Source organism: Rhodoferax sp. LS1P39, from assembly GCF_056521425.1.
On the sequence record NZ_JBWMAV010000015.1, the window covers coordinates 14,668 to 35,000 of the forward strand.

Here is a 20,333-nt window from a genome sequence, read left to right on the forward strand (position 1 = left end):
AACAGATAAATACCATGTGTGGAATTGTCGGCATTTTTGATACCCGCAGCGGGCGCGATATTGACCGCGCTGTATTGCACCGCATGAACGAGTCCCAACGCCATCGCGGTCCTGTGGAAGGTGGTCTGTACCTGGAGCCTGGCGTAGGTTTCGGGCACCGTCGCCTTTCTATCATTGACCTGGCGACCGGTCAGCAGCCGCTGTTCAATGAAGACGGTTCGGTGGTGGTGGTGTTCAACGGTGAAATTTACAACTACCAGCAGCTGATCCCGGAGCTGCAAGCCCTTGGGCATGTTTTCCACACCCGCAGCGACACCGAGGTGATCGTCCATGCGTGGGAAGCCTGGGGCAAGGACTGCGTCCAGCGCTTCCGTGGCATGTTTGCTTTTGCGTTATGGGACCGTAACCAACAAACCTTCTTCATGGCGCGTGACCGCTTGGCCGTCAAGCCCATGTACTACGCGGTGCTGGATGACGGTATGCTGGTCTTTGGCTCGGAGCTGAAATCGCTCTTGGCCCATGGTGGCCTGAAGCGCGACATGGATCCGCTGGCGGTGGAGGAGTATTTCGCGCTGGGCTATGTGGCCGAACCGCGCACGATTTTCCGGCAGGCTAAGAAGTTGTCTCCGGCGCACACCCTCACCATCCGCCGAGGCCAGCAGTTGCCGGAGCCAGAGCAGTACTGGGATGTGCGCTTTACGCTGGACAGCAAGATCGGCGCGGATGAGGCATGTGCGACATTGGATGAAAAGCTAAAGGAGTCGGTGCGGCTGCGCATGATTGCCGAAGTACCACTCGGTGCATTTTTGTCGGGCGGCGTGGACTCCAGCGCGGTGGTCGCCGAGATGGCTGAGATATCAAATGAGCCGGTCAACACCTGCTCCATCGCTTTCGACGACCCGGCTTTCAACGAGGCCGCCTTTGCCCAAACCGTGGCCGACCGCTACCACACCAACCACCATGTGGAGATGGTCAAGAGCGACGACTTTGATCTGATCGACACCCTGGCCCGTTTGTACGACGAGCCTTATGCCGACAGCTCAGCCATTCCCACCTACCGGGTGTGCGAGTTGGCGCGAAAGCATGTCACGGTGGCGTTATCGGGTGACGGTGGTGACGAGACATTTGGTGGCTATCGCCGCTACCGCATGCATTTGATGGAGGAGAAGATGCGCTCCTCTATGCCAGCGGCGCTACGCCAGCCCTTGTTCAAGACCCTGGGCCGCATCTACCCCAAGGCTGACTGGGCACCTCGCATGTTCCGCGCCAAAACCACGTTCGAGGGCATGGCCCGTAGCTCGGTGGAAGCTTATTTCCATTCGGTGTCGATCTTGCGTGGCCCCATGCGCGACCAGTTGTTCAGCCCGCGCTTTAAAACCGAGCTGGCCGGATACAACGCCCAAGAGGTATTCGATTACCACGCCAGCCAGGCCCATACCGACGACCCCTTGGCCCTGATCCAATACCTGGACCTGAAAACCTACTTGGTCGGCGACATCAACACCAAAGTAGACCGCGCCAGCATGGCCCATTCGCTGGAGGTGCGCGAACCCCTGATGGACCACGAGCTGGTCGAGTGGATGGCGACTTTGCCGTCCTCGCTCAAGATCCAGGGCCAAGAAGGCAAGTATTTGCTCAAGAAATCCATGGAGCCGCGCTTGCCGCACGATATTTTGTACCGCCCCAAAATGGGCTTCTCGGTACCCTTGGCACGCTGGTTCCGCGGCCCCTTGCGCCAGCGCGTGCGCGATGCGGTGCTGGGCCCGCGCCTCGCGGAAACCGGCTGGTTCAACCGCCAGTACCTGGAGCATCTGGTGGACGCGCATGATTCGGGTGCCCGCGACTACAGCGCGCCCTTGTGGACCCTGCTGATGTTCGAGGCATTTTTGCGCAACGTGATGCAGCCCGAAGTGCACATGCCCACACCTGCGGAGGCTGTGGCGGTATGACGCGCATCTTGCATGTGCTGGACCATTCCATTCCCCTGCACAGTGGTTACACCTTTCGCACCCTGTCCATCCTGCGTGAACAGCGCAAGCTGGGTTGGGAAACCTTCCACCTCACCACCCCCAAACACACCCACGGCAATGCGCTGGAAGAGGATGTAGATGGCTGGCATTTCTACCGCACACCCGCGGCGGCAGGGGAGGGCAGTGCGCTACCCGGGCTGGGTGAATGGGCCATGATGCGCCAGGTGGAGCGGCGGCTGCAGGAAGTGGCCGAACAGGTGCGCCCCGACATCCTGCACGCCCATTCCCCGGTGCTCAACGCCATGCCCGCCCTGCGGGTGGGCAAGCGCCTGGGCATCCCCGTGGTGTACGAGGTGCGGGCGTTTTGGGAAGATGCGGCGGTAGACCACGGCACCACCGCCGAGGGCAGCCTGCGCTACCGGCTCACGCGCCGCCTGGAAACCCGGGCCTTCAAGCTGGCCAGCCACATCTTCACCATCTGCGAAGGCCTGCGCTCAGACATCGTGGCGCGGGGCATCCCCGAGTCCAAGGTCACGGTGATTCCCAACGCGGTAGATGTCGACTCGTTCGACGTGGGCGGTGTGCCCGATATGGCGCTGAAAGCCCGCCTGGGCCTGACCGACTGCAAGGTGGTGGGTTTCATTGGTTCGTTCTACGCCTATGAAGGCCTGGATCTGCTGTTGGCCGCCTTGCCCCAGATTTTGGCCAAGGAACCACAGGTGCGGTTGCTGCTGGTGGGCGGTGGCCCGCAAGACGATGCCCTCAAAGCCCAGGCTTTGGCCCTGGGTATCCAGGACAAAGTCATCTTCACCGGCCGCGTGCCGCATGCCGAAGTGCAGCGCTATTACGACCTGGTGGACGTGCTGGCCTACCCGCGCCATTCCATGCGCCTGACCGAGCTGGTCACACCCCTCAAACCCCTGGAAGCCATGGCGCAAGGCCGGGTGCTGGTAGCGTCCGACGTGGGCGGCCACAAGGAACTCATCCGCCACGGCGAAACCGGCATGCTGTTCAAGGCAGGCAGTGCGCCTGCGCTGGCCCAGGCGATTGTGGATTTGCTGGCCACCCCCGAGCGTTGGCCCCAACTGCGTGCAGCAGGCCGTAAGTTCGTCGAATCCGAACGCAATTGGACAGCCAGCATCGCCCATTACCGTCGCCCCTACAGCAGCTTGACGGGCAGCGTGGCCTGATGGCGTTTGCCGGTATCCGGGTCGGCCTGGTCGGCCCCTTGCCACCGCCTGCGGGCGGCATGGCCAACCAGACCCGGCAACTGGCCGAGCTGCTGCGTTCTGCCCAGGCCCAGGTCACCCTGGTACAAACCAATGCGCCGTACCGCCCCCTGTGGGCCGGGCGCGTGCCGGGCGTGCGGGCGGTGTTTCGTTTGTTGCCTTACCTTTGGGCGCTATGGCGTGCTGCAGGCCGCAGCGATGTGCTGCACATCATGGCCAACTCGGGCTGGTCCTGGCATCTGTTTGCTGCGCCCGCCATCTGGATTGCGCGCCTGCGCGGCGTGCCCGTGGTGGTCAACTACCGGGGCGGCGAGGCCGCGCAATTCCTGCAAGGTGCGCAGGCTGTGGTGCGCAAATCCATGGCCGCCACCGCCGGTTTGCTGGTGCCGTCGGCTTTTCTGCAGGAGGTGTTTGCCCGCTTCGGCATGCAGGCGGCCATCGTGCCCAACATCATCGACCTGGCCCGTTTCCATCCGCGTGGCGGCAAGGCCGCGCAATCGGCGCACCTGGTGGTGGCCCGCAACCTGGAGCCGCTGTACGACAACACCACCGCCATCCGCGCCTTCCAGACGGTGCAGGCGCAATGGCCCCAGGCGCGGCTGACCATCGCGGGCAGCGGCCCGCAAGAGGCCGCACTGCGCCAATTGGTGGTGGATCTGGGCTTGCAGACCTGTGTGCATTTCACCGGGCGGCTGGACCGCGATGCCATGGCCGCGCTGTACCGCGAGGCCGATATCATGCTTAATCCCAGCCTGGCCGACAACATGCCCAACTCGGTACTTGAGTCCATGGCCAGCGGCGTACCCGTGGTCAGTACCGATGTGGGCGGCGTACCCTACATGGTGCAAGACGGCGTGACGGCCTTGCTGGTGCCACCGGCCAAACCAGAGGCCATGGCGGCGGCCTGCCTGCGGCTGCTGGGCGATGCAGGCTTGTGGGCGCGCCTGCAGCAGGCGGGTCTGGCCGAGGTGCAACGCTACACCTGGAGCCAGGTGGCACCCTTGCTGGCCGGGCACTACCGGCAGGCGATTCAAGCAAAATAGCCCTCTACCGCTTATTCCATCGGCGTAAGCAGCTATACATTTTGTAGTATTGACATGTACACCTCTTTAGTCTCCGGTTTGCTATTTCCGCTGCACGAGCGGCTCAAGAGCCACAGCACGGTGGCCACGCGCCGCCACATGGAAACCGCCCAGTGGTGGCCCCCGGCGCAGATTGCGGCCTACCAGTTGCAGCAGCTGCGCGCCTTGCTGGCCGATGTGGGCCAGCACGTGCCGTACTACCGGGACCTGTTTGCGCGCACCGGCTTCGACCCCGCGCAGGTGCAGTCGGTGGCTGACCTGGCCCGCCTGCCGTTCCTCACCAAATCCGTCATCAAAGCGAACACCGACGCGTTGCGCCATGCCCACGCCCAGGGCCTGGCCCGGTTCAATACCGGCGGCTCCTCGGGCGAACCGCTGGTGTTCTTCATCGGCAAAAAGCGCGTCAGCCATGACGTGGCGGCCAAATGGCGGGCCACCCGCTGGTGGGGCGTGGACATTGGCGACCCGGAAATCGTGGTCTGGGGCTCGCCCATCGAGCTCGGTGGGCAAGACCGCATCAAACACCTGCGCGACCAGATGCTGCGCACCCAGCTGCTGCCCGCGTTCGAGATGTCCGAGGGCAAGCTCGACGGCTTCATCGCCACCATCCGCAGCACCCGCCCCAAGATGCTGTTTGGCTACCCCTCTGCACTGACGCACATTGCCCAGCATGCGCAAAAACGCGGCGTGGCCATGGACGACCTGGGCATCAAGGTGGCCTTCGTCACCTCCGAGCGTCTGTACGACAACCAGCGCGCCACCATCAGCCAGGCGTTTGGCTGCCCAGTGGCCAACGGCTATGGCGGGCGCGACGCGGGCTTTATTGCCCACGAATGCCCGGCGGGCAGCATGCACATCACCGCCGACGACCTGGTGGTGGAGATCGTCAACGAAGCGGGCGAGGTGCAGCCACCCGGCGTGGCGGGTGAGATCGTGGTCACCCACCTGGCGACCAACGACTTTCCGTTCATCCGCTATCGCACCGGTGACATTGGTGTACTCGATAGTGCACCGTGCAGCTGTGGCCGGGGCCTGCCGGTGCTGAAAGAAATCCAGGGCCGCAGCACCGACTTTGTGATCGCTGCCGACGGCACGGTCATGCACGGCCTGTCTCTGATCTACATCCTGCGCGACCTGGCCGGGGTGCAGTCGTTCAAGGTGGTGCAGGAGTCGCGCGAGAAAACCCGCGTGTTGCTGGTCACAGGCCCCGGCTTCGAGCCGCCCATGGTGGGCCAGATCATTGCCGGTTTCCAGCGCCGCCTGGGGGCCAGCGTAGCGGTCGAGGTGGAACTGGTGGAGTCGATTGCCGCCGAGAAGTCGGGTAAATTTCGCTACATCATCAGCCATGCTGTTTAACCAACCAGGTAGCCCCTCCCATGCGTGACCTTTTGATCATGTCGATCGTGTTTGCGGGTGCCTTTGCCGCACTGAAGCGGCCCTGGATCGGCGTCATGCTCTGGGTCTGGCTGAGCATCATGAACCCCCACCGCTATGCCTTCGGTTTTGCCTACAACGCGCCGGTCGCCGCGATTGCCTTCGGGGCCACCATCATTGGCTTGCTGACGACCAAAGAGCGCAGCTCTCCCTTCAAGGGGACGGCGGTCACCGTGTTTGCGATGTTCATGGTGTGGATTTCCCTGTCGACCTTGTTCGGGATCGATCCGGGGGATGACTACTGGCAATGGAACAAGGTCATGAAGGTGGATGCCATGGTCCTGGTCGCCCTGATGCTGCTGCATAACAAGAAGCACATCCTGGCCCTGACCTGGATGTCGGCCGGTTCTCTGGCCATGCTGGGTGCCAAGGGCGGCCTGTTTACCCTGATGACCGGTGGCAACTTCCGGGTCTGGGGCCCGCCGGGCTCGTTCATCGAAGACAACAACGAGTTTGCGCTGTCGCTGGTGATGGCCATTCCCTTGCTGCGCTTTTTGCAGCTGCAGCTCACCAACCGCTGGGGCCGCCACGCCATGAGCGTCACCATGCTGATGTGCGCGGTGGCATCGCTGGGCAGCTATTCGCGCGGCGCAATGCTGGCGATGGGGGCCATGGTGGCGTTTCTGTGGTGGAACGGCAAGAACAAGCTGACCGTGGGCCTGGTGCTGTTTCTGGCGGTGCCGCTGCTGGTGGCCTTCATGCCCGATGCCTGGATGGGTCGCATGGAGTCGATTGGCGAATACCAGGAGGACGAATCCTCCATGGGCCGCATTTCCGCTTGGTGGAATGCCTGGAACATCGCATTTCACTATCCGCTTGGAGTGGGTTTTAACGCCGCCCGCCCCGAGCTGTTTGCCTTGTACTCGCCGACACCTGAGAAGGTCCACGCGGCGCACAGTATTTACTTCCAGGTCCTGGGCAACCACGGGTTTGTCGGCCTGTTTCTGTTCTTGACCCTGTGGATTGCCACCTGGCGTTCGGCGGGCTGGCTGCGCACCCGCTGCGGCAACATCCCCGAGGCGGCGTGGTGCGTCGACCTGGGGGCGATGTGCCAGGTCTGTCTGATGGGCTATGCCGTCGGCGGGGCCTTCCTTAGCCTGGCGTACTTCGATCTGCCCTACAACGTCATGGTGATGGTGGTGTTGACCCGCGTGTGGGTGCAAACCAAAGGCTGGCTGCGCGAACCGGCCTATGTGCCCGGCTGGAAAAACATCCCGGGCCTGGCCCGCCCTGTGATACCCCTGCCTGCCAAGCCGGTCAAACGCTATGTTTAAAACCCTGCTCAAGCCCCTGTCGCCCGCAGGTGCGCGGGGCCGCCTGTCGGTGCTCATCTTCCACCGTGTGCTGCCTGAGCCCGACCCCATCTTTCCCGGCGAGGTGGATGCCACCACCTTCGATGCCATTTGCAGCTGGATGAAATCCTGGTGCAATGTGCTGCCGCTGGACCAGGCCGCCCGGCAGCTGCAAAACGGCACCCTGCCCGAACGGGCCGTGGCCATCACCTTTGACGACGGATACGCCGACAACCGCACCCAGGCCCAGCCCATCCTGGCGCGCCACGGCCTCTGCGCCACCTTCTTCATCGCCACCGATTTCCTGGACGGCGGCCGTATGTGGAACGACACCGTGATCGAATCGGTGCGCGGCTGCCGTGCGGCCCAGCTGGACCTGCGCAGCATCGCCAAGCCAGACGGAAGCGGCGACCTGGGCCTGCACACCATTGCCAGCCCCGCCGACAAGCGCAGCGCCATCGGTGCCATCATCGGCCAGATCAAATACCTGCCCGTGGCCCAGCGCCACGCGCTAACGCTGCAGATCGCCGACTGCGCCGAGGTGCAGCCGCCCACCGACCTGATGATGACGTCAACGCAGGTGCGCGAACTGCGCCAGGCGGGCATGCAGATCGGGGCCCACACCCGCACCCACCCCATTCTGGCCACCCTCAGCGCCGAAACCGCGCGGGCCGAGATCGCCGAGAGCCGTCTGCGCCTGGAGCAGCTGCTGGGCGAGCGTGTCGGCCTGTTTGCCTACCCCAACGGCAAGCCCGGCACCGACTACTCGCCCGAGAGCGTGCAAATCGTGCGCGACCTGGGCTTTGATGCTGCCGTGTCCACCACCTGGGGCGCGTCACGTGCGGGCACGGACGTGTTCCAGATCCCGCGCTTCACGCCGTGGGACCGCAGCAAACTGCGCTTTGGCGCGCGCTTTGCGGGCAACCTCTGGAAAACCTGATACCTTTTAGCCCGCCACCGCTTATTCAATAAGCGTGAGCAGCTACGGAATATGTAGCGTCAGCGCCGCGCCGACACCAGAATCCCGCCCACAATCAGCCCAAACGCCAGCCCGTGGTACAGGTGCGGCCATTCGCCCAGAAAGGCGGTGGACATCACCGTGGCAAACAGCGGGGTCAGGTTGATGAATACCCCGGCCACGTTCGGCCCCACACGCTGCATGCCGGCCCCCCAGGCACGGTAGGCCAGCACCGCGGGGCCCACGGCCACAAACACCAGGGCAGCTATCAGCGTCCAGCTCCACTGGATGGGGGCTGCGCCCAGGCTCCACTCCACCGCCGTCATGCTGCCCGACCACAGCAGGCCAAAGGTAATTTGCGCCAGCAAAAATGCCGCCCAGTCGGCGCGGATGGCGGGTGGGTCTTTGGGCAGCGTCAGCAGCCAGCTGTAAAACGCAAACGCCACCGTCGCCAGCAGCATGAAGATGTCGCCCGGCACCAGGCGCAGCGCCAGCAGTTGCTGCCACTCGCCCCGGCCCAGCACTAGCAACACCCCGGCCAGTGACAGCAGCGCGCCCAGCACCTGCTGGCGCGATACGCGCGCCCCAAAAAACAGCGCGCCCACTACCAGCATGCACATCGGCAGGCTGGCCCCTACCAGGGTCACGTTGATCGGGCTGGAGGTCTGCAGCGCCATGTACTGCAGCGCGTTGTATAGGCCCACACCCAGCAGCCCCAGTAACGCAAACCGCCGCCAGTGCGGCCACAGCCCGCTGCCGCGCTTCAAAACCCAGCCGCCCAAGGGCAGCAGAATCGCAAACGCCAGCGTCCAGCGCAGAAAGTTCAGGGTGATGGGCGGCACCAGGGTGTGCACCACCCGGCCCACCACTGCATTGCCCGCCCACATCAGCGGGCCAAAGGCCAGGAGCAGGGCAGTCCGAAAAGTAAGGCGTTCTTGCATGCCGCGCACTTTACCTGGGCTTTCATGGCAGGATGCGGGCGAACCATTTTTCGGAGAATTCCCCATGCGCAGCCAAGCCATCCAGATCCACCAGCACGGTGGCCCCGAAGTGCTGACCCTCACCGAGGTGGACGTGGGCGAACCCGGCCCGGGCCAGATCCGCATCCGCCACCACGCCATTGGCCTGAACTTCATCGACGTGTACCAGCGCAGCGGCCTGTACCCGCAGAACCTGCCGGTGCAGCTGGGCATGGAGGCCGCCGGAGTGGTCGAGGCGGTGGGCGAGGGCGTGACCCACCTGCAAGTGGGCGACCGCGCCGCCTACGCCAGCGCGCCCCCCGGCAGCTACTGCGAGCGCCGCGTGATGCCCGCCCTGTGCGTGTGCAAGCTGCCCGATGCCATCAGCTTCGACACCGGCGCGGCCATGATGCTCAAGGGCCTGACGGCGCAGTACCTGCTGAAGAAAACCCTGCCCCAGGGCGGCTTGCAGCCCGGCGACTTTGTGCTGTTCCACGCCGCGGCCGGGGGCGTGGGCCTGATCGCCAGCCAGTGGGCCAAGGCTTTGGGTTTGCAATTGATTGGCACTGCAGGTTCTGAGGAAAAATGTGCCCTGGCGCTCGCCAATGGGGCGGCATACGCTATCAATTACGCAGCAGAAGACTTTGTCGCACGGGTCAAGGAAATCACCGGCGGCCAGGGTGTCAAGGTGGTCTACGACTCGGTGGGCAAAGACACTTTTGACAAGTCGCTGGACTGCCTGCGCCCGTTCGGCCTGATGGCAGCGTTTGGCAATGCGTCCGGCCCGGTCGCACCTTTTGCCCCCGGCATCCTCGGCCCCAAGGGCTCGCTGTACCTTACGCGCGCCACCCTGTTCAGCCACATCACCACCCGCGAAAGTACCCAGGCCATGGCCGACGACCTGTTTGCCGTGGTGGCCAGCGGCCAGGTGCAGATCCACATTGGCCAACGCTATGCCCTGGCCGACGTGCAACAGGCCCACCGCGACCTGGAAGCCCGCAAAACCACCGGTTGCACCATCCTCACGCTATGAGCGTGCCGCCTTGGTTGGCGCAGTTGCGCGCCGATGCCGACCAGCCGCCGCGGTGCCCCCGTGCGCCGCTGTGGGTGGGCCCGGTGCAGGTCGGCTCGGTGGAGCTGGAATTTATACAAAAAATCGACCGCCTGCGCTTACCCTACCTGCACAGGGTGCTCTTGAAAGTAGAGCAGAACGGCTTGGCAGGCTGGCAACTGCAGGGCGACGCCACCAACAACCTGGCGCACCTGGCGCTGGCCCTGCGCGACGCAGGCTTGGCCGCCACCTGGCGCGACGAGCAACTGGCCGTGGCCGGTGCCGACGGCCAGGTGGTCGCCACCGTAGAGCGGGCCGTCGTTCGCGCCTTCGGGCTCACCACCCGCGCCGTGCACCTGGTGGGGGCTGCGCCGGATGGCCGCGTCTGGGTACAGCAGCGCGCCTTCAACAAACCCAACGACCCCGGCCTGTGGGACACCCTGGTGGGCGGCATGGTGTCTGCCGCCGACAATCTGGACACCGCCCTGGAGCGCGAAACCTGGGAAGAAGCCGGTCTGCGCCTGCCCGCGCTGCAGGCCCTGCGCCCCGGCGGTCTGTTGACCACCCGCCGCCCCAGCACCGACAGCGGCGGCGCGGGCTATGTGGTGGAGCACATCCACTGGTATGCCTGCACCGTGCCAGCAGGCCTGGAGCCGCAGAACCAGGACGGCGAGGTGCAAGGCTTTGCCTTGCTGGAGCCGTCGGAATTGGCGCAGCAATTGGAGCAGGGCGCGTTCACCGACGATGCGGCGCTGATATTGGCGGACTATTTGGCGCTGTAGCGTTGCAGCCAGGCCTGTTGCGCCTGCAGCACCGCGTCGGCGGGCTGGCCGCACAGGGCCTGGTAGAGGGCCGGTGCGGTGGCCCCTTCGGTGTTGATGCACAGCACGCGGGACTGCGCATCCAGGCCCAGTTGCTGCCGCCACGCGGGGGATTGCGCCAAAGCTTGCAGGCCTGCAAAGCCCGCGGCCCCCGATTCGCCGCTGACGATGGGCACGTCGCCTGCGCCACCCTGGGCCAGCACCTGCATGGCATCCACCGCCTGGTCATCGCGGATGGCCAGGAAGGCATCCACCGACGGGGCCAGAAAGCGCCAGGCCAGGGGCGAGGTTTCGCCGCAGGCCAGCCCGGCCATCACCGAGTCCACGCTGCCCCGTGCGCTGGATGCCTTGCCGTGCACCGCGCTTTGCAGCAGGCAGTCGGCCTGTTCGGGCTCGACCACGATGAAGCAGGGCCGTTGGCTGCCGTAGCGCTCCCAGAAATACGCCGCGATGCCCGCCGCCAGCCCGCCCACGCCGCCTTGCAACAGCACGTGCGTGAAAGGCTGCTCCTGCTGCTGCATCAGCTCGTCGGCGATGACCCCATAGCCCTGCATCACATCGCGTGGAATGTCTTCATATCCAGCATACGAGGTGTCCGACACCACCTGCCAGCCGTGGCGCTGCGCCAGCGCGGCGGCGTGGGCTACCGACGCGTCGTAGTTGCCCGGCACGCGCACGATCTCGGCCCCGAAGGCGGCAATGGCCTGCTCGCGCTCACCGCTCACCTGGCTGTGCAAGACGATGACGCAACGCAGGCCCGCGCTGCGGGCGGCGGCGGCCAGTGCCCGGCCATGGTTGCCGTCGGTGGCGCTGATGACCACCAGCCCGGCCAAGCCTTCAGCATGCTGGCCTTGCAGCACCGCGTCGGCGTGCCAGCCGGGGTGCTGGCGCAGCACCAGCCGCACCAGCGCGGCGGGCGCGCCCAGGGCCTTGAAGCTACCCAGTGGCGAGCGCTTCGATTCGTCCTTGATGGACAGGCCGCCCAGTTGCAGTTGCCGCGCCAGGCCGGGCAGGCTCCACAGCGGCGTGGGCTGGGGTGCCAGTTGTGACCAGCGCTGCAACCACGACCGGGTGTCTTGTGCCTGGGCGATGTGCATCACCGCACGCAGATCGGCGGGGTAGGGGCCGCGCAGGGCTTGGGGGTTGGGGATCAGCATGGGATGTTTTTCGGTGGTGGGTTAGCGCGGCAGGCGCAGGCGGATGATTTCGGCAAAGTAGCAGGCACCGGTGGGCAGCACGGCATCGTTGAAGTCGTAGTGGGCGTTGTGCAGCGGCGTACCCCCTTCTGCACCACCGGCCCCGTTCCCGAGGAACACGAACGCGCCCGGCACCACCTTCAAAAAAGCACCAAAGTCTTCCGAGATCATCATCGGTGCCACGTTGGCATCCACCCGCTCCGCACCCACTACCGCGGTGGCGGCGGCCACGGCGGTGGGCACGCACTGCGGCCAGTTCACCGTGGGGGCGAATTCATGGGTGTATTCAAAACTGCACTCGGCCCCGTGCAGGCGGCAAATGCCCTCGCAGATCTCGCGCATGCGCCGCGCCAGCATTTGCTGTACCTGGGGGTCGTAGCTGCGCGTGTCGCCCTTGATGGTGACGTTGCCGGGGATGGCGTTGCGGATGCCGTCGGTAATGAATTCGGTGCACGACAGCACGGCCTGGGCGCTCGGGTCCAGGCTGCGCGACACAATGGTTTGCAACGCCAGCACGATCTCGGCCCCGATGACGATGGGGTCTATGCCCATGTGGGGCCGGGCGGCGTGCGTGCCCCGGCCCCGGATGTGGATAACGAAGTTGTCTTCGCTGGCCATGATGCCGCCGCTGCGGGTGGCGATGTGGCCCGCTGCCATGCCCGGCATGTTGTGCAGGCCGTAGATTTCGTCCACCGGGAAGCGCTGGAACAAGCCGTCGTCCATCATCGCCTTGGCACCCCGGCCATGCTCTTCGGCGGGCTGGAAGATGAAACGCACCGTGCCGTTGAAGTCCCGCCGCTCGCGCAGCAATTGCGCCGCACCCAGCACCATGGACATGTGGCCGTCGTGGCCGCAGGCGTGCATTTTTCCGGGCACGGTGGAGGCGTGCGCGCGGCCCACCGCCGCCTCGGTGATGTTCAGCGCATCCATCTCGGCGCGCAGGCCGATCACGCCGGGGCCATCGCCCACGGTGAGGTTCGCCACCAGGCCAGTGCCGCCAATGCCCCGGTGCACCTCCAGGCCCAGCGCACCCAGCACCTGGGCCACGTAGTCGGAGGTCTGGCGTTCTTCAAAGCCGGTTTCGGGGATGGCGTGCAAATGGCGGCGCCAGTGGCGCAGTTGCAGCGGCAGGTCTTCGGTGGGTGGCATGGGGGCTCCGGGTGGCTGAATATGGTGCAAATTATTCAGAAAGCCCGTGCCGGTGGGCTGCGTAGTGGGGCCACAATTTGCAGCAGTTCTGCGAAAATTTAGAAAACATGCAGAAATTTGATCATCCATTCGACGACAAAGACTTGCGCATCCTGGACGCGCTGCAGCGCGATGCCACCACGCCCGCCGAGGTGCTGGGTGCAGAGATTGGCCTGTCTGCCACCAGCGTGCAGCGGCGCACCAAGCGGCTGCTGGCCGACAAGGTCATCCTGCGCCAGACCTGCCAGCTCTCGCCCGAAAAGCTGGGCTTTGGCATGCGCTGCATCGTTGGTGTGGAGCTGGACGTGGAGCAGGCCGACGTGTTGGCGCAGTTCCGCGCGCTGCTGGCCGCCGAGCCGCGGGTGCAGCAAAGCTACTACGTCACCGGCGCGTCCGACTTCGTGCTGTTTCTGCTGGTGCGTGACATGCAGGATTTCGAGGCGCTGACGCAGCGGCTGTTTTTCGGCAACCGCTTCGTGCGCCGCTTCACCACCAGCGTGGTGATGAGCGTGCACAAGGACGGTGCCGATGTGCCGGTACTCGGCGCCGCCTCGGATCCAAACGTAAAATAAGGGCCTACCGCCCATTCCATCAGCGCAAGCAGCTATCGTAAAAATAGCAAACCCCTCTTTGCCCCATGACCCGCCCCCGCTTCCTCCCCGACGACTTCACCCTGCTCCTGATTGCCGTGATCACCCTGGCCAGCCTGTGGCCTGCCCAGGGCATGGTGGCGCAGGGGTTTGAGTGGCTCACCACGGCGGCGATTGCGCTGCTGTTCTTTTTGCACGGGGCCAAACTGTCGCGGGCGGCGGTGGTGGCCGGTGTCAGCCACTGGCGGCTGCATCTGCTGGTGCTGGGCTGCACGTTTGCGCTGTTTCCGGTGCTGGGGCTGCTGCTCAAGCCGGTCTTCAGTTTCATGCTCACGCCCGATCTGGCGTTGGGCATGCTGTTTTTGTGCACCTTGCCCGCCACGGTGCAGTCGGCGATTGCGTTTACCGCCATGGCGCGCGGCAATGTGTCGGCTGCCGTGTGCAGCGCCTCGGCGTCCAGCCTGATCGGGGTGTTCATCACACCGCTGCTGGTGGGTTGGCTGGTGGTGCCGGGCGGCGTGTCGGGCGCGGGCGAGCTAGAGGCGGTGGGCCGCATCATGCTGCAGCTGATGCTGCCGTTTGTGCTGGGCCAGTTGCTGCAGCCCTGGGTCGGCGGCTTTGTGAAAACGCACGCGGCCAAGCTCAAATATGTGGACCAGGGCTCGATCCTGCTGGTGGTCTACACCGCGTTCAGCGCGGCGGTGATGGAGGGCCTGTGGAAGCAGGTGCCGCTGCCGATTCTGCTGGGCGTGGTGGTGGCCAGTTGCGTGCTGCTGGCCCTGGTGCTGGTGTTGACCACCCGGCTGGGCCGCCTGCTCGGCTTTTCGCAAGAAGACCAGATCACCATCGTCTTTTGCGGCTCCAAAAAGAGCCTGGCAAGCGGCGTGCCCATGGCCAAGGTGTTGTTTGCCGCGCCGGTAGTGGGCGTGATGCTGCTGCCGCTGATGATCTTCCACCAAATCCAGTTGATGGTCTGCGCGGTATTGGCGCAGCGCTATGCCAAAAGAGCCCCATGAGAAACCCTTTAGACACCCTCCGCCCCGATGTACGCGCCATGCACTCCTACGTGGTGCAGGATGCCACCGGCATGGTCAAGCTGGACGCCATGGAGAACCCGCACCGGCTGCCGCCCGCCCTGCAGGCCGCGCTGGGCCAGCGCCTGGGCGAAGTGGCCTTAAACCGCTACCCCGACAACCGGGTGGACTTTTTGCGCCAGGTGTTGGCGGCCCACACCGGCCTGCCTGCGGGCTACGGCCTGATTCTGGGCAATGGCTCGGACGAAATCATCAACCTGCTGGCCATCGCCTGCCGCCGCCCCGGTGCCACCGTGCTGGCCCCGGTGCCGGGCTTTGTGATGTACGGCATGGCGGCGCAGTTGCTGGGCCTGGACTTTGTAGGCGTGCCGCTCACCGCCGATTTCGAGCTGGACACACCCGCCATGCTGGCTGCCATTGAGCAGCACCAGCCCGCCATCGTCTACCTGGCCTACCCGAACAATCCCACCGCCAACCTGTGGGATGACGCCGCCATCGAGCAGATCATCGAAGCCGCCCCAGGCCTGGTGGTGATCGACGAGGCCTACCAGCCGTTTTCCAGCAAAACTTACCTCGACAGATTGACGCGCCACCCCCACGTGCTGCTGATGCGCACGCTGAGCAAGTTCGGCCTGGCGGGTGTGCGACTGGGCTATTTAATCGGCCCGCAGGCGCTGGTGGCCGAGATCGACAAGGTGCGCCCGCCCTACAACGTCAGCGTGCTGAACTGCGAGTGTGCGCTGTTCGCCTTGGCGCATTTAGAGGAGTTTGCGGCCCAGGCCCAGGAAATACGCGCACAGCGCACTATCATTTCCGCAGCACTGGGAGTTTTGCCGGGCGTGAAAGTCTGGCCTAGCGATGCGAATATGCTGCTGGTGCGGGTGCCCGATGCCAGTAAAACTTTCGAGGGCATGAAGGCCCAGGGCGTGCTGGTCAAGAACGTTTCTAAAATGCACCCCTTGCTGCTCAATTGCGTGCGCATCACCATCGGCACCGCCGAAGAGAATTTGCGCATGCTGGCCGCCTTCCAACACACCTTATGACCACGATCCAACGCACCGCCGAAGTCAGCCGCAACACGGCCGAAACCCAAATCACCGTCAAGCTCAACCTGGACGGCACCGGCAAGTCCACGCTGCACACCGGCATCGGCTTTTTCGACCACATGCTGGACCAGATCGCCCGCCACGGCCTGATCGACCTGGACATCCACTGCGTGGGCGACCTGCACATCGACGGCCACCACACCGTGGAAGACGTGGGCATCACCCTGGGCCAGGCGGTGCACAAGGCCGTGGGCGACAAGAAAGGCATCCGCCGCTATGGCCACGCCTATGTGCCGCTGGACGAGGCGCTGAGCCGCGTGGTGATCGACTTCTCGGGCCGCCCCGGCCTGGAAATGCACGTGCCCTTCACCAGCGGCATGATCGGCGGCTTCGACAGCCAGCTCACTTTTGAGTTCTTCCAGGGCTTTGCCAACCACGCGTTTGTGACCCTGCACATCGACAACCTGAAGGGCGTGAACGCCCACCACCAGGCCGAGACCGTGTTCAAGGCCTTCGCCCGCGCCCTGCGGTCCGCGCTGGAGCTGGACCCGCGCTCGGTGGGCATGATTCCATCGACAAAAGGCTCTTTGTAAAGTTTTAAGTAAAATCGGGCCCTACCGCTCATTCCTCCTGCACAAGCAGCAATCAAATTGATAGCAAATAAAACCGTCGCCGTGGTGGACTACGGCATGGGCAATCTGTTCTCTGTATCGCAAGCCGTGATGCATGTGGCCGCTGCCAGTGGCTACCAGGTGGTGGTCACCTCCCGCCCCGAAGACGTGTTCGCTGCCGAGCGCGTGGTGCTACCCGGCCAGGGGGCCATGCGCGACTGCATGCGCGAGCTGCATGACTCGGGCCTGAAAGAAGCCGTGCTGGATGCCGCCCGCAACAAGCCGCTGATGGGCGTGTGCGTGGGCATGCAAATGCTGCTGGACCACAGCGAAGAGCAAGACACCCCCGGCCTGGGCCTGATCCCCGGCACCGTGCGCCGTTTCGACCTCGCAGGCCGCCTGCAGGCCGACGGCAGCCGCTTCAAGGTGCCGCAAATGGGCTGGAACCAGGTGCGCCAGCAAGTCCACGGCGGCCAGCGCCACCCGGTGTGGGGTGAGGTGCCCGACAACAGCTACTTCTACTTCGTGCACAGCTTTTACGCCGATCCGTCGGATGCACGCCACAGCGCGGGCTTGACGGAGTACGGCGCAGCGTTTAGCGCAGCCATTGCACGTGATAATATTTTTGCGACACAATTCCACCCAGAGAAGAGCGCCGAACATGGCCTGGCCCTGTACCGCAACTTCCTCCACTGGTCTCCTTAATTCTTTTACCAACCCGCTGTTCACGGCACCATGCTTCTCATTCCTGCGATCGATCTGAAAGACGGCCACTGCGTACGCCTCAAACAAGGCGACATGGACCAATCCACCACCTTTGGCGAGGATCCCGCCGCCATGGCCCGTAGCTGGGTGGACAAGGGTGCGCGGCGGCTGCATCTGGTGGACCTGAACGGCGCGTTTGCGGGCAAGCCCAAGAACGAAATGGCCATCCGCAAGATCCTCAAAGAGGTGGGCGGCGAGATCGACGTGCAGCTGGGCGGCGGTATCCGCGACCTGGACACCATCGAGCGCTACCTCGACGCGGGCCTGCGCTACGTCATCATCGGCACCGCAGCGGTCAAGAACCCCGGCTTTTTGCAGGACGCATGCACCGCGTTCGGCGGCCACATCATCGTCGGCCTGGATGCCAAGGACGGCAAGGTCGCCACCGACGGCTGGAGCAAGCTCACCGGCCACGAGGTGGTCGATCTGGCCAAGAAGTTCCAGGACTACGGCGTGGAATCCTTTATCTACACCGACATCGGCCGCGACGGCATGCTCTCGGGCATCAACATCGAAGCCACCGTCAAGCTGGCCCAGGCCCTGCACACCCCCGTCATTGCCTCGGGCGGCCTGAGCAATATCGCCGACATCGAGCGCCTGCTGGAGGTGGAAGACGAAGGCATCGAAGGCGTGATCTGTGGCCGTGCCATCTACACCGGCGACCTGGATTTCACCTCGGCCCAGGTGCTCGCCGACAACTACGGCGATGTCTGAGTTGCAGGCCCGCCCCGAAGTCTTCCAGAACCAACCCTGCCTGCGCCTGCACCACGCCAATGGCGACTCGGTGCTGGTGGCGCTGCACGGCGCACACGTGCTGTCGTGGACCAGCGGCGGGGTGGAGCGGCTGTACCTGAGCCCTGAAGCGGTATTTGACGGCGCCACCGCCATCCGCGGTGGTGTGCCGGTGTGCTTTCCGCAGTTCAACATGCGCGGCCCCTTGCCCAAGCACGGCTTTGCGCGCACGTCGGCCTGGACGGCATCGGCGGGTGGCGAAGATTGGCTGGAGCTGCAACTGCACAGCAGCCCCGCCACGCTGGCCCTCTGGCCCCACGCCTTCAGCGCCACCCTGCGCATCGACCTGGCGCCGGGCGCGCTGGAGCTGGGCTTTACCGTACACAACACCGGCGAGCAGCCGCTGGACTTCGCCCTGGCCCTGCACACCTACCTGCGCGTGCAGGATCTGCCCGGCCTGGACCTGCGCGGCCTGGCCGGTCAGCCCTACTGGGACGACGTGGCCCAGACCGACCGGCTGGAAACCGATGTGGTGATTTTTGAAGGCGAGGTCGACCGCGTCTACCAAGCCGCCGCCGAGCCGCTGACCCTGGTGGATGGCCCCGTGCAACTGCGCATAGACCAGAGCCCGGAGCTGGCCCAAACCGTGGTGTGGAACCCCGGCCCGACCAAATGCGCGGCAATAGCCGACATGCCGTTTGATGGCTTCAAGCACATGGTCTGCGTGGAAGCCGCGCACGTCAACACGCCCGTGACCCTGGCCGCAGGTGCCGAGTGGACCGGCTGGCAGCGCCTCATCGTCGTGACCCCCGACTAATCTCATTTTCTGGACATTGCCATGCTGGCCAAACGCATCATTCCCTGCCTGGACGTGACCGGAGGCCGGGTTGTCAAAGGCATCAACTTTGTCGAACTGCGCGACGCGGGCGACCCGGTGGAAATCGCCGCGCGCTACAACGACCAGGGTGCGGACGAGCTCACCTTCCTCGACATCACCGCCACCAGCGATGGCCGCGACCTGATCCTGCACATCATCGAAGCCGTGGCCTCGCAGGTTTTCATCCCGCTGACCGTGGGCGGCGGCGTGCGCACCGTGGAAGACGTGCGGCGGCTGCTCAATTCGGGGGCCGACAAGGTCAGCTTCAACTCTGCCGCCATCAGCAATCCCGATGTGATCGAAGCCGCGTCCGCCAAGTACGGCGCGCAGGCCATTGTGGTGGCCATCGATGCCAAGCGCCGCAGTGTGGAAGACGCAGCCACCCGTGGCCCCGGCTGGGACGTGTACAGCCACGGTGGCCGCAAGAACACCGGCCTGGATGCCGTCGCCTGGGCCACCGAAATGGCGCGCCGCGGCGCGGGCGAAATCCTGCTCACCAGCATGGACCGCGATGGCACCAAGTCCGGCTTCGATCTGGCCCTGACCCGCGCCGTGAGTGACGCCATCAGCGTGCCGGTCATCGCCTCTGGCGGTGTCGGCAACCTCGACCACCTGGCCGACGGCGTGAGCCTGGGCGGTGCCGACGCGGTGCTGGCCGCCAGCATCTTCCACTACGGCGAATACACCGTAGCCCAGGCCAAGGCGCGGATGGCTGAGCGCGGTATTCCGGTGCGGATTTAAGCCAAATCGACCCTTCGCGCCCATTCCATGGGCGTGACAAGCTATAAATTACATAGCGACGGGGGTGGGTGATCTCCAGGCTTCTGGTGCGGACCACCCGGCTTCAGGCTTCCAGGCGAAAGTGCCCGCTGCGCAACAGCGCTTCGCTGTCGGCACGGGCCACCCGCTGCACCGGTTGGGTGGCAGAAAACGGGTATAGGCGGCCCGTGCTGGGTCCGCGCACCTGCACCGCCGAGCGGGCCAGGTAGCGCAGGCGCAGGCTGCCCAGGCCGACCGGCGCTGCGTTCGGTACCGATACCGTCGCCGGGGCCGGTGGCTTAGCGAACGAGGCGAACCGGGCCGGTGTCGGTGCGTGGTTCGGTGGGAACGTGGGTGTGGTCGGAGGCATCGCCAGGCGGGCCGTCGCCAGCGCCTCGCGTTTCTGTCCGCAGCAGCTCATCATCATCTCCTTCCAGGTCAAGAACCGGTGGCGGGGCGGCAGGCCCTAGCCGTTCCAGCAGGCAGGCCGCGCCCGACAGGCCCAGCCAGGCCAGCAGCCATTCCACAGGGTCGCGGGCCACAGCCAGGGCCACCGGCGCGGCCACCCACAGGCTCAGGCAGTAAAAACAGTCCAGCATCTGGCCCCACACCCCCTGGCCCGCCGCGGTGCGCAGGCGCAGCACGGCATCCCAGGGGCCGTCTTCATGCGCCAGCAGGTGCGCCAGCCGCCAGGTGGCCAGCGCGCCCAGCACGGCGGTAAACCAGGGCGCGTCCATGC

Annotated in this window: 21 protein-coding genes; 16 read left to right on the forward strand and 5 right to left on the reverse strand. The window is 65.0% G+C overall.

What is annotated here, in order from left to right; translation table 11 throughout:
• Positions 1-14 precede the first annotated feature (14 nt).
• From AC097O_RS19765 to AC097O_RS19790, 6 genes are read left to right on the forward strand one after another with little or no spacing between them, the layout of a single operon-like run.
• Complete coding sequence (locus AC097O_RS19765) at positions 15-1,949, forward strand: XrtA/PEP-CTERM system amidotransferase (RefSeq protein ID WP_479594567.1); 1,935 nt, start codon at positions 15-17, stop codon at positions 1,947-1,949.
• Positions 1,946-3,160 carry a TIGR04063 family PEP-CTERM/XrtA system glycosyltransferase gene (locus AC097O_RS19770; protein ID WP_479594568.1) on the forward strand — a complete coding sequence of 405 codons (1,215 nt, stop codon included), beginning with the start codon at positions 1,946-1,948 and terminating at the stop codon, positions 3,158-3,160. Before AC097O_RS19765 ends, AC097O_RS19770 begins: the two co-directional genes overlap by 4 nt.
• Positions 3,160-4,242 (forward strand): glycosyltransferase family 4 protein, encoded by a 1,083-nt coding sequence (locus AC097O_RS19775; protein WP_479594569.1) that lies wholly within the window; start codon positions 3,160-3,162, stop codon positions 4,240-4,242. Before AC097O_RS19770 ends, AC097O_RS19775 begins: the two co-directional genes overlap by 1 nt.
• Before the next feature lie 54 nt (positions 4,243-4,296).
• Positions 4,297-5,637, forward strand: coding sequence for a phenylacetate--CoA ligase family protein (locus AC097O_RS19780; protein ID WP_479594570.1), 1,341 nt, complete (start codon positions 4,297-4,299; stop codon positions 5,635-5,637).
• 20 nt (positions 5,638-5,657) lie between these two features.
• The gene (locus AC097O_RS19785) at positions 5,658-6,989 is read left to right on the forward strand and encodes a putative O-glycosylation ligase, exosortase A system-associated (RefSeq protein ID WP_479589190.1); all 1,332 of its coding nucleotides are present in this window, start codon (positions 5,658-5,660) and stop codon (positions 6,987-6,989) included.
• The gene (locus AC097O_RS19790; protein WP_479594571.1) at positions 6,982-7,947 is read left to right on the forward strand and encodes a polysaccharide deacetylase family protein; all 966 of its coding nucleotides are present in this window, start codon (positions 6,982-6,984) and stop codon (positions 7,945-7,947) included. Before AC097O_RS19785 ends, AC097O_RS19790 begins: the two co-directional genes overlap by 8 nt.
• A 59-nt stretch (positions 7,948-8,006) precedes the next feature.
• Here the strand turns inward: AC097O_RS19790 and AC097O_RS19795 are convergent, their stop codons facing one another.
• Positions 8,007-8,906, reverse strand: a complete 900-nt coding sequence (locus AC097O_RS19795) for a DMT family transporter (protein WP_479594572.1) — start codon at positions 8,904-8,906, stop codon at positions 8,007-8,009.
• A gap of 64 nt (positions 8,907-8,970) precedes the next feature.
• On the opposite strand from AC097O_RS19795, the gene AC097O_RS19800 reads away from it, so the two are divergent.
• Complete coding sequence (locus AC097O_RS19800; protein WP_479594573.1) at positions 8,971-9,957, forward strand: quinone oxidoreductase family protein; 987 nt, start codon at positions 8,971-8,973, stop codon at positions 9,955-9,957.
• The gene (locus AC097O_RS19805) at positions 9,954-10,757 is read left to right on the forward strand and encodes an NUDIX hydrolase (protein ID WP_479594574.1); all 804 of its coding nucleotides are present in this window, start codon (positions 9,954-9,956) and stop codon (positions 10,755-10,757) included. The genes AC097O_RS19800 and AC097O_RS19805 overlap by 4 nt, the downstream gene beginning before the upstream one ends.
• Here the strand turns inward: AC097O_RS19805 and AC097O_RS19810 are convergent.
• Together AC097O_RS19810 and AC097O_RS19815 are read right to left on the reverse strand one after the other, a co-directional pair.
• Positions 10,742-11,953, reverse strand: coding sequence for a diaminopropionate ammonia-lyase (locus AC097O_RS19810; protein ID WP_479594575.1), 1,212 nt, complete (start codon positions 11,951-11,953; stop codon positions 10,742-10,744). The genes AC097O_RS19805 and AC097O_RS19810 overlap by 16 nt on opposite strands.
• A 21-nt stretch (positions 11,954-11,974) precedes the next feature.
• Complete coding sequence (locus AC097O_RS19815; protein WP_479594576.1) at positions 11,975-13,141, reverse strand: M20 aminoacylase family protein; 1,167 nt, start codon at positions 13,139-13,141, stop codon at positions 11,975-11,977.
• 107 nt (positions 13,142-13,248) lie between these two features.
• Here AC097O_RS19815 and AC097O_RS19820 point away from each other — a divergent pair, with 107 nt between their 5' ends.
• The 8 genes from AC097O_RS19820 (at position 13,249) to hisF (ending at position 19,576) form a co-directional block, all read left to right on the forward strand.
• Positions 13,249-13,752 carry an Lrp/AsnC family transcriptional regulator gene (locus tag AC097O_RS19820; protein WP_479594577.1) on the forward strand — a complete coding sequence of 168 codons (504 nt, stop codon included), beginning with the start codon at positions 13,249-13,251 and terminating at the stop codon, positions 13,750-13,752.
• A gap of 65 nt (positions 13,753-13,817) precedes the next feature.
• Positions 13,818-14,786: a bile acid:sodium symporter family protein gene (locus AC097O_RS19825; protein ID WP_479594578.1), complete on the forward strand. Its 969-nt coding sequence runs from the start codon at positions 13,818-13,820 to the stop codon at positions 14,784-14,786.
• Complete coding sequence (hisC, locus tag AC097O_RS19830; RefSeq protein WP_479594579.1) at positions 14,783-15,847, forward strand: histidinol-phosphate transaminase; 1,065 nt, start codon at positions 14,783-14,785, stop codon at positions 15,845-15,847. Before AC097O_RS19825 ends, hisC begins: the two co-directional genes overlap by 4 nt.
• On the forward strand, positions 15,844-16,443 hold the full coding sequence (gene hisB / locus AC097O_RS19835; RefSeq protein WP_479594580.1) for an imidazoleglycerol-phosphate dehydratase HisB: 600 nt from the start codon (positions 15,844-15,846) through the stop codon (positions 16,441-16,443). Before hisC ends, hisB begins: the two co-directional genes overlap by 4 nt.
• A 60-nt stretch (positions 16,444-16,503) precedes the next feature.
• Positions 16,504-17,166, forward strand: a complete 663-nt coding sequence (gene hisH, locus AC097O_RS19840) for an imidazole glycerol phosphate synthase subunit HisH (RefSeq protein ID WP_315202605.1) — start codon at positions 16,504-16,506, stop codon at positions 17,164-17,166.
• A 30-nt stretch (positions 17,167-17,196) separates the two neighbouring features.
• Entirely contained in the window at positions 17,197-17,940 is a 744-nt protein-coding gene (gene hisA, locus AC097O_RS19845; RefSeq protein ID WP_479594581.1) for a 1-(5-phosphoribosyl)-5-[(5-phosphoribosylamino)methylideneamino]imidazole-4-carboxamide isomerase, read from the forward strand.
• Entirely contained in the window at positions 17,933-18,775 is an 843-nt protein-coding gene (locus AC097O_RS19850; protein WP_479594582.1) for a D-hexose-6-phosphate mutarotase, read from the forward strand. The genes hisA and AC097O_RS19850 overlap by 8 nt, the downstream gene beginning before the upstream one ends.
• A gap of 21 nt (positions 18,776-18,796) precedes the next feature.
• Positions 18,797-19,576 carry an imidazole glycerol phosphate synthase subunit HisF gene (gene hisF / locus AC097O_RS19855; RefSeq protein WP_479594583.1) on the forward strand — a complete coding sequence of 260 codons (780 nt, stop codon included), beginning with the start codon at positions 18,797-18,799 and terminating at the stop codon, positions 19,574-19,576.
• 103 nt (positions 19,577-19,679) lie between these two features.
• On the opposite strand, the gene AC097O_RS19860 is transcribed toward hisF, so the two are convergent.
• Positions 19,680-19,964 (reverse strand): hypothetical protein, encoded by a 285-nt coding sequence (locus tag AC097O_RS19860; protein WP_479594584.1) that lies wholly within the window; start codon positions 19,962-19,964, stop codon positions 19,680-19,682.
• Positions 19,894-20,331: a DUF1360 domain-containing protein gene (locus AC097O_RS19865; protein WP_479594585.1), complete on the reverse strand. Its 438-nt coding sequence runs from the start codon at positions 20,329-20,331 to the stop codon at positions 19,894-19,896. Before AC097O_RS19865 ends, AC097O_RS19860 begins: the two co-directional genes overlap by 71 nt.
• Positions 20,332-20,333: the final 2 nt, after the last annotated feature.

Bases quoted from the DNA above. Each gene is read 5' to 3' on its own strand.
- AC097O_RS19765 (WP_479594567.1), top strand. From the start codon at position 15: ATGTGTGGAATTGTCGGCATTTTTGATACCCGCAGCGGGCGCGATATT.
- AC097O_RS19770 (WP_479594568.1), top strand. From the start codon at position 1,946: ATGACGCGCATCTTGCATGTGCTGGACCATTCCATTCCCCTGCACAGT.
- AC097O_RS19775 (WP_479594569.1), top strand. From the start codon at position 3,160: ATGGCGTTTGCCGGTATCCGGGTCGGCCTGGTCGGCCCCTTGCCACCG.
- AC097O_RS19780 (WP_479594570.1), top strand. From the start codon at position 4,297: ATGTACACCTCTTTAGTCTCCGGTTTGCTATTTCCGCTGCACGAGCGG.
- AC097O_RS19785 (WP_479589190.1), top strand. From the start codon at position 5,658: ATGCGTGACCTTTTGATCATGTCGATCGTGTTTGCGGGTGCCTTTGCC.
- AC097O_RS19790 (WP_479594571.1), top strand. From the start codon at position 6,982: ATGTTTAAAACCCTGCTCAAGCCCCTGTCGCCCGCAGGTGCGCGGGGC.
- AC097O_RS19795 (WP_479594572.1), bottom strand. From the start codon at position 8,906: ATGCAAGAACGCCTTACTTTTCGGACTGCCCTGCTCCTGGCCTTTGGC.
- AC097O_RS19800 (WP_479594573.1), top strand. From the start codon at position 8,971: ATGCGCAGCCAAGCCATCCAGATCCACCAGCACGGTGGCCCCGAAGTG.
- AC097O_RS19805 (WP_479594574.1), top strand. From the start codon at position 9,954: ATGAGCGTGCCGCCTTGGTTGGCGCAGTTGCGCGCCGATGCCGACCAG.
- AC097O_RS19810 (WP_479594575.1), bottom strand. From the start codon at position 11,953: ATGCTGATCCCCAACCCCCAAGCCCTGCGCGGCCCCTACCCCGCCGAT.
- AC097O_RS19815 (WP_479594576.1), bottom strand. From the start codon at position 13,141: ATGCCACCCACCGAAGACCTGCCGCTGCAACTGCGCCACTGGCGCCGC.
- AC097O_RS19820 (WP_479594577.1), top strand. From the start codon at position 13,249: ATGCAGAAATTTGATCATCCATTCGACGACAAAGACTTGCGCATCCTG.
- AC097O_RS19825 (WP_479594578.1), top strand. From the start codon at position 13,818: ATGACCCGCCCCCGCTTCCTCCCCGACGACTTCACCCTGCTCCTGATT.
- hisC (WP_479594579.1), top strand. From the start codon at position 14,783: ATGAGAAACCCTTTAGACACCCTCCGCCCCGATGTACGCGCCATGCAC.
- hisB (WP_479594580.1), top strand. From the start codon at position 15,844: ATGACCACGATCCAACGCACCGCCGAAGTCAGCCGCAACACGGCCGAA.
- hisA (WP_479594581.1), top strand. From the start codon at position 17,197: ATGCTTCTCATTCCTGCGATCGATCTGAAAGACGGCCACTGCGTACGC.
- AC097O_RS19850 (WP_479594582.1), top strand. From the start codon at position 17,933: ATGTCTGAGTTGCAGGCCCGCCCCGAAGTCTTCCAGAACCAACCCTGC.
- hisF (WP_479594583.1), top strand. From the start codon at position 18,797: ATGCTGGCCAAACGCATCATTCCCTGCCTGGACGTGACCGGAGGCCGG.
- AC097O_RS19860 (WP_479594584.1), bottom strand. From the start codon at position 19,964: ATGCCTCCGACCACACCCACGTTCCCACCGAACCACGCACCGACACCG.
- AC097O_RS19865 (WP_479594585.1), bottom strand. From the start codon at position 20,331: ATGGACGCGCCCTGGTTTACCGCCGTGCTGGGCGCGCTGGCCACCTGG.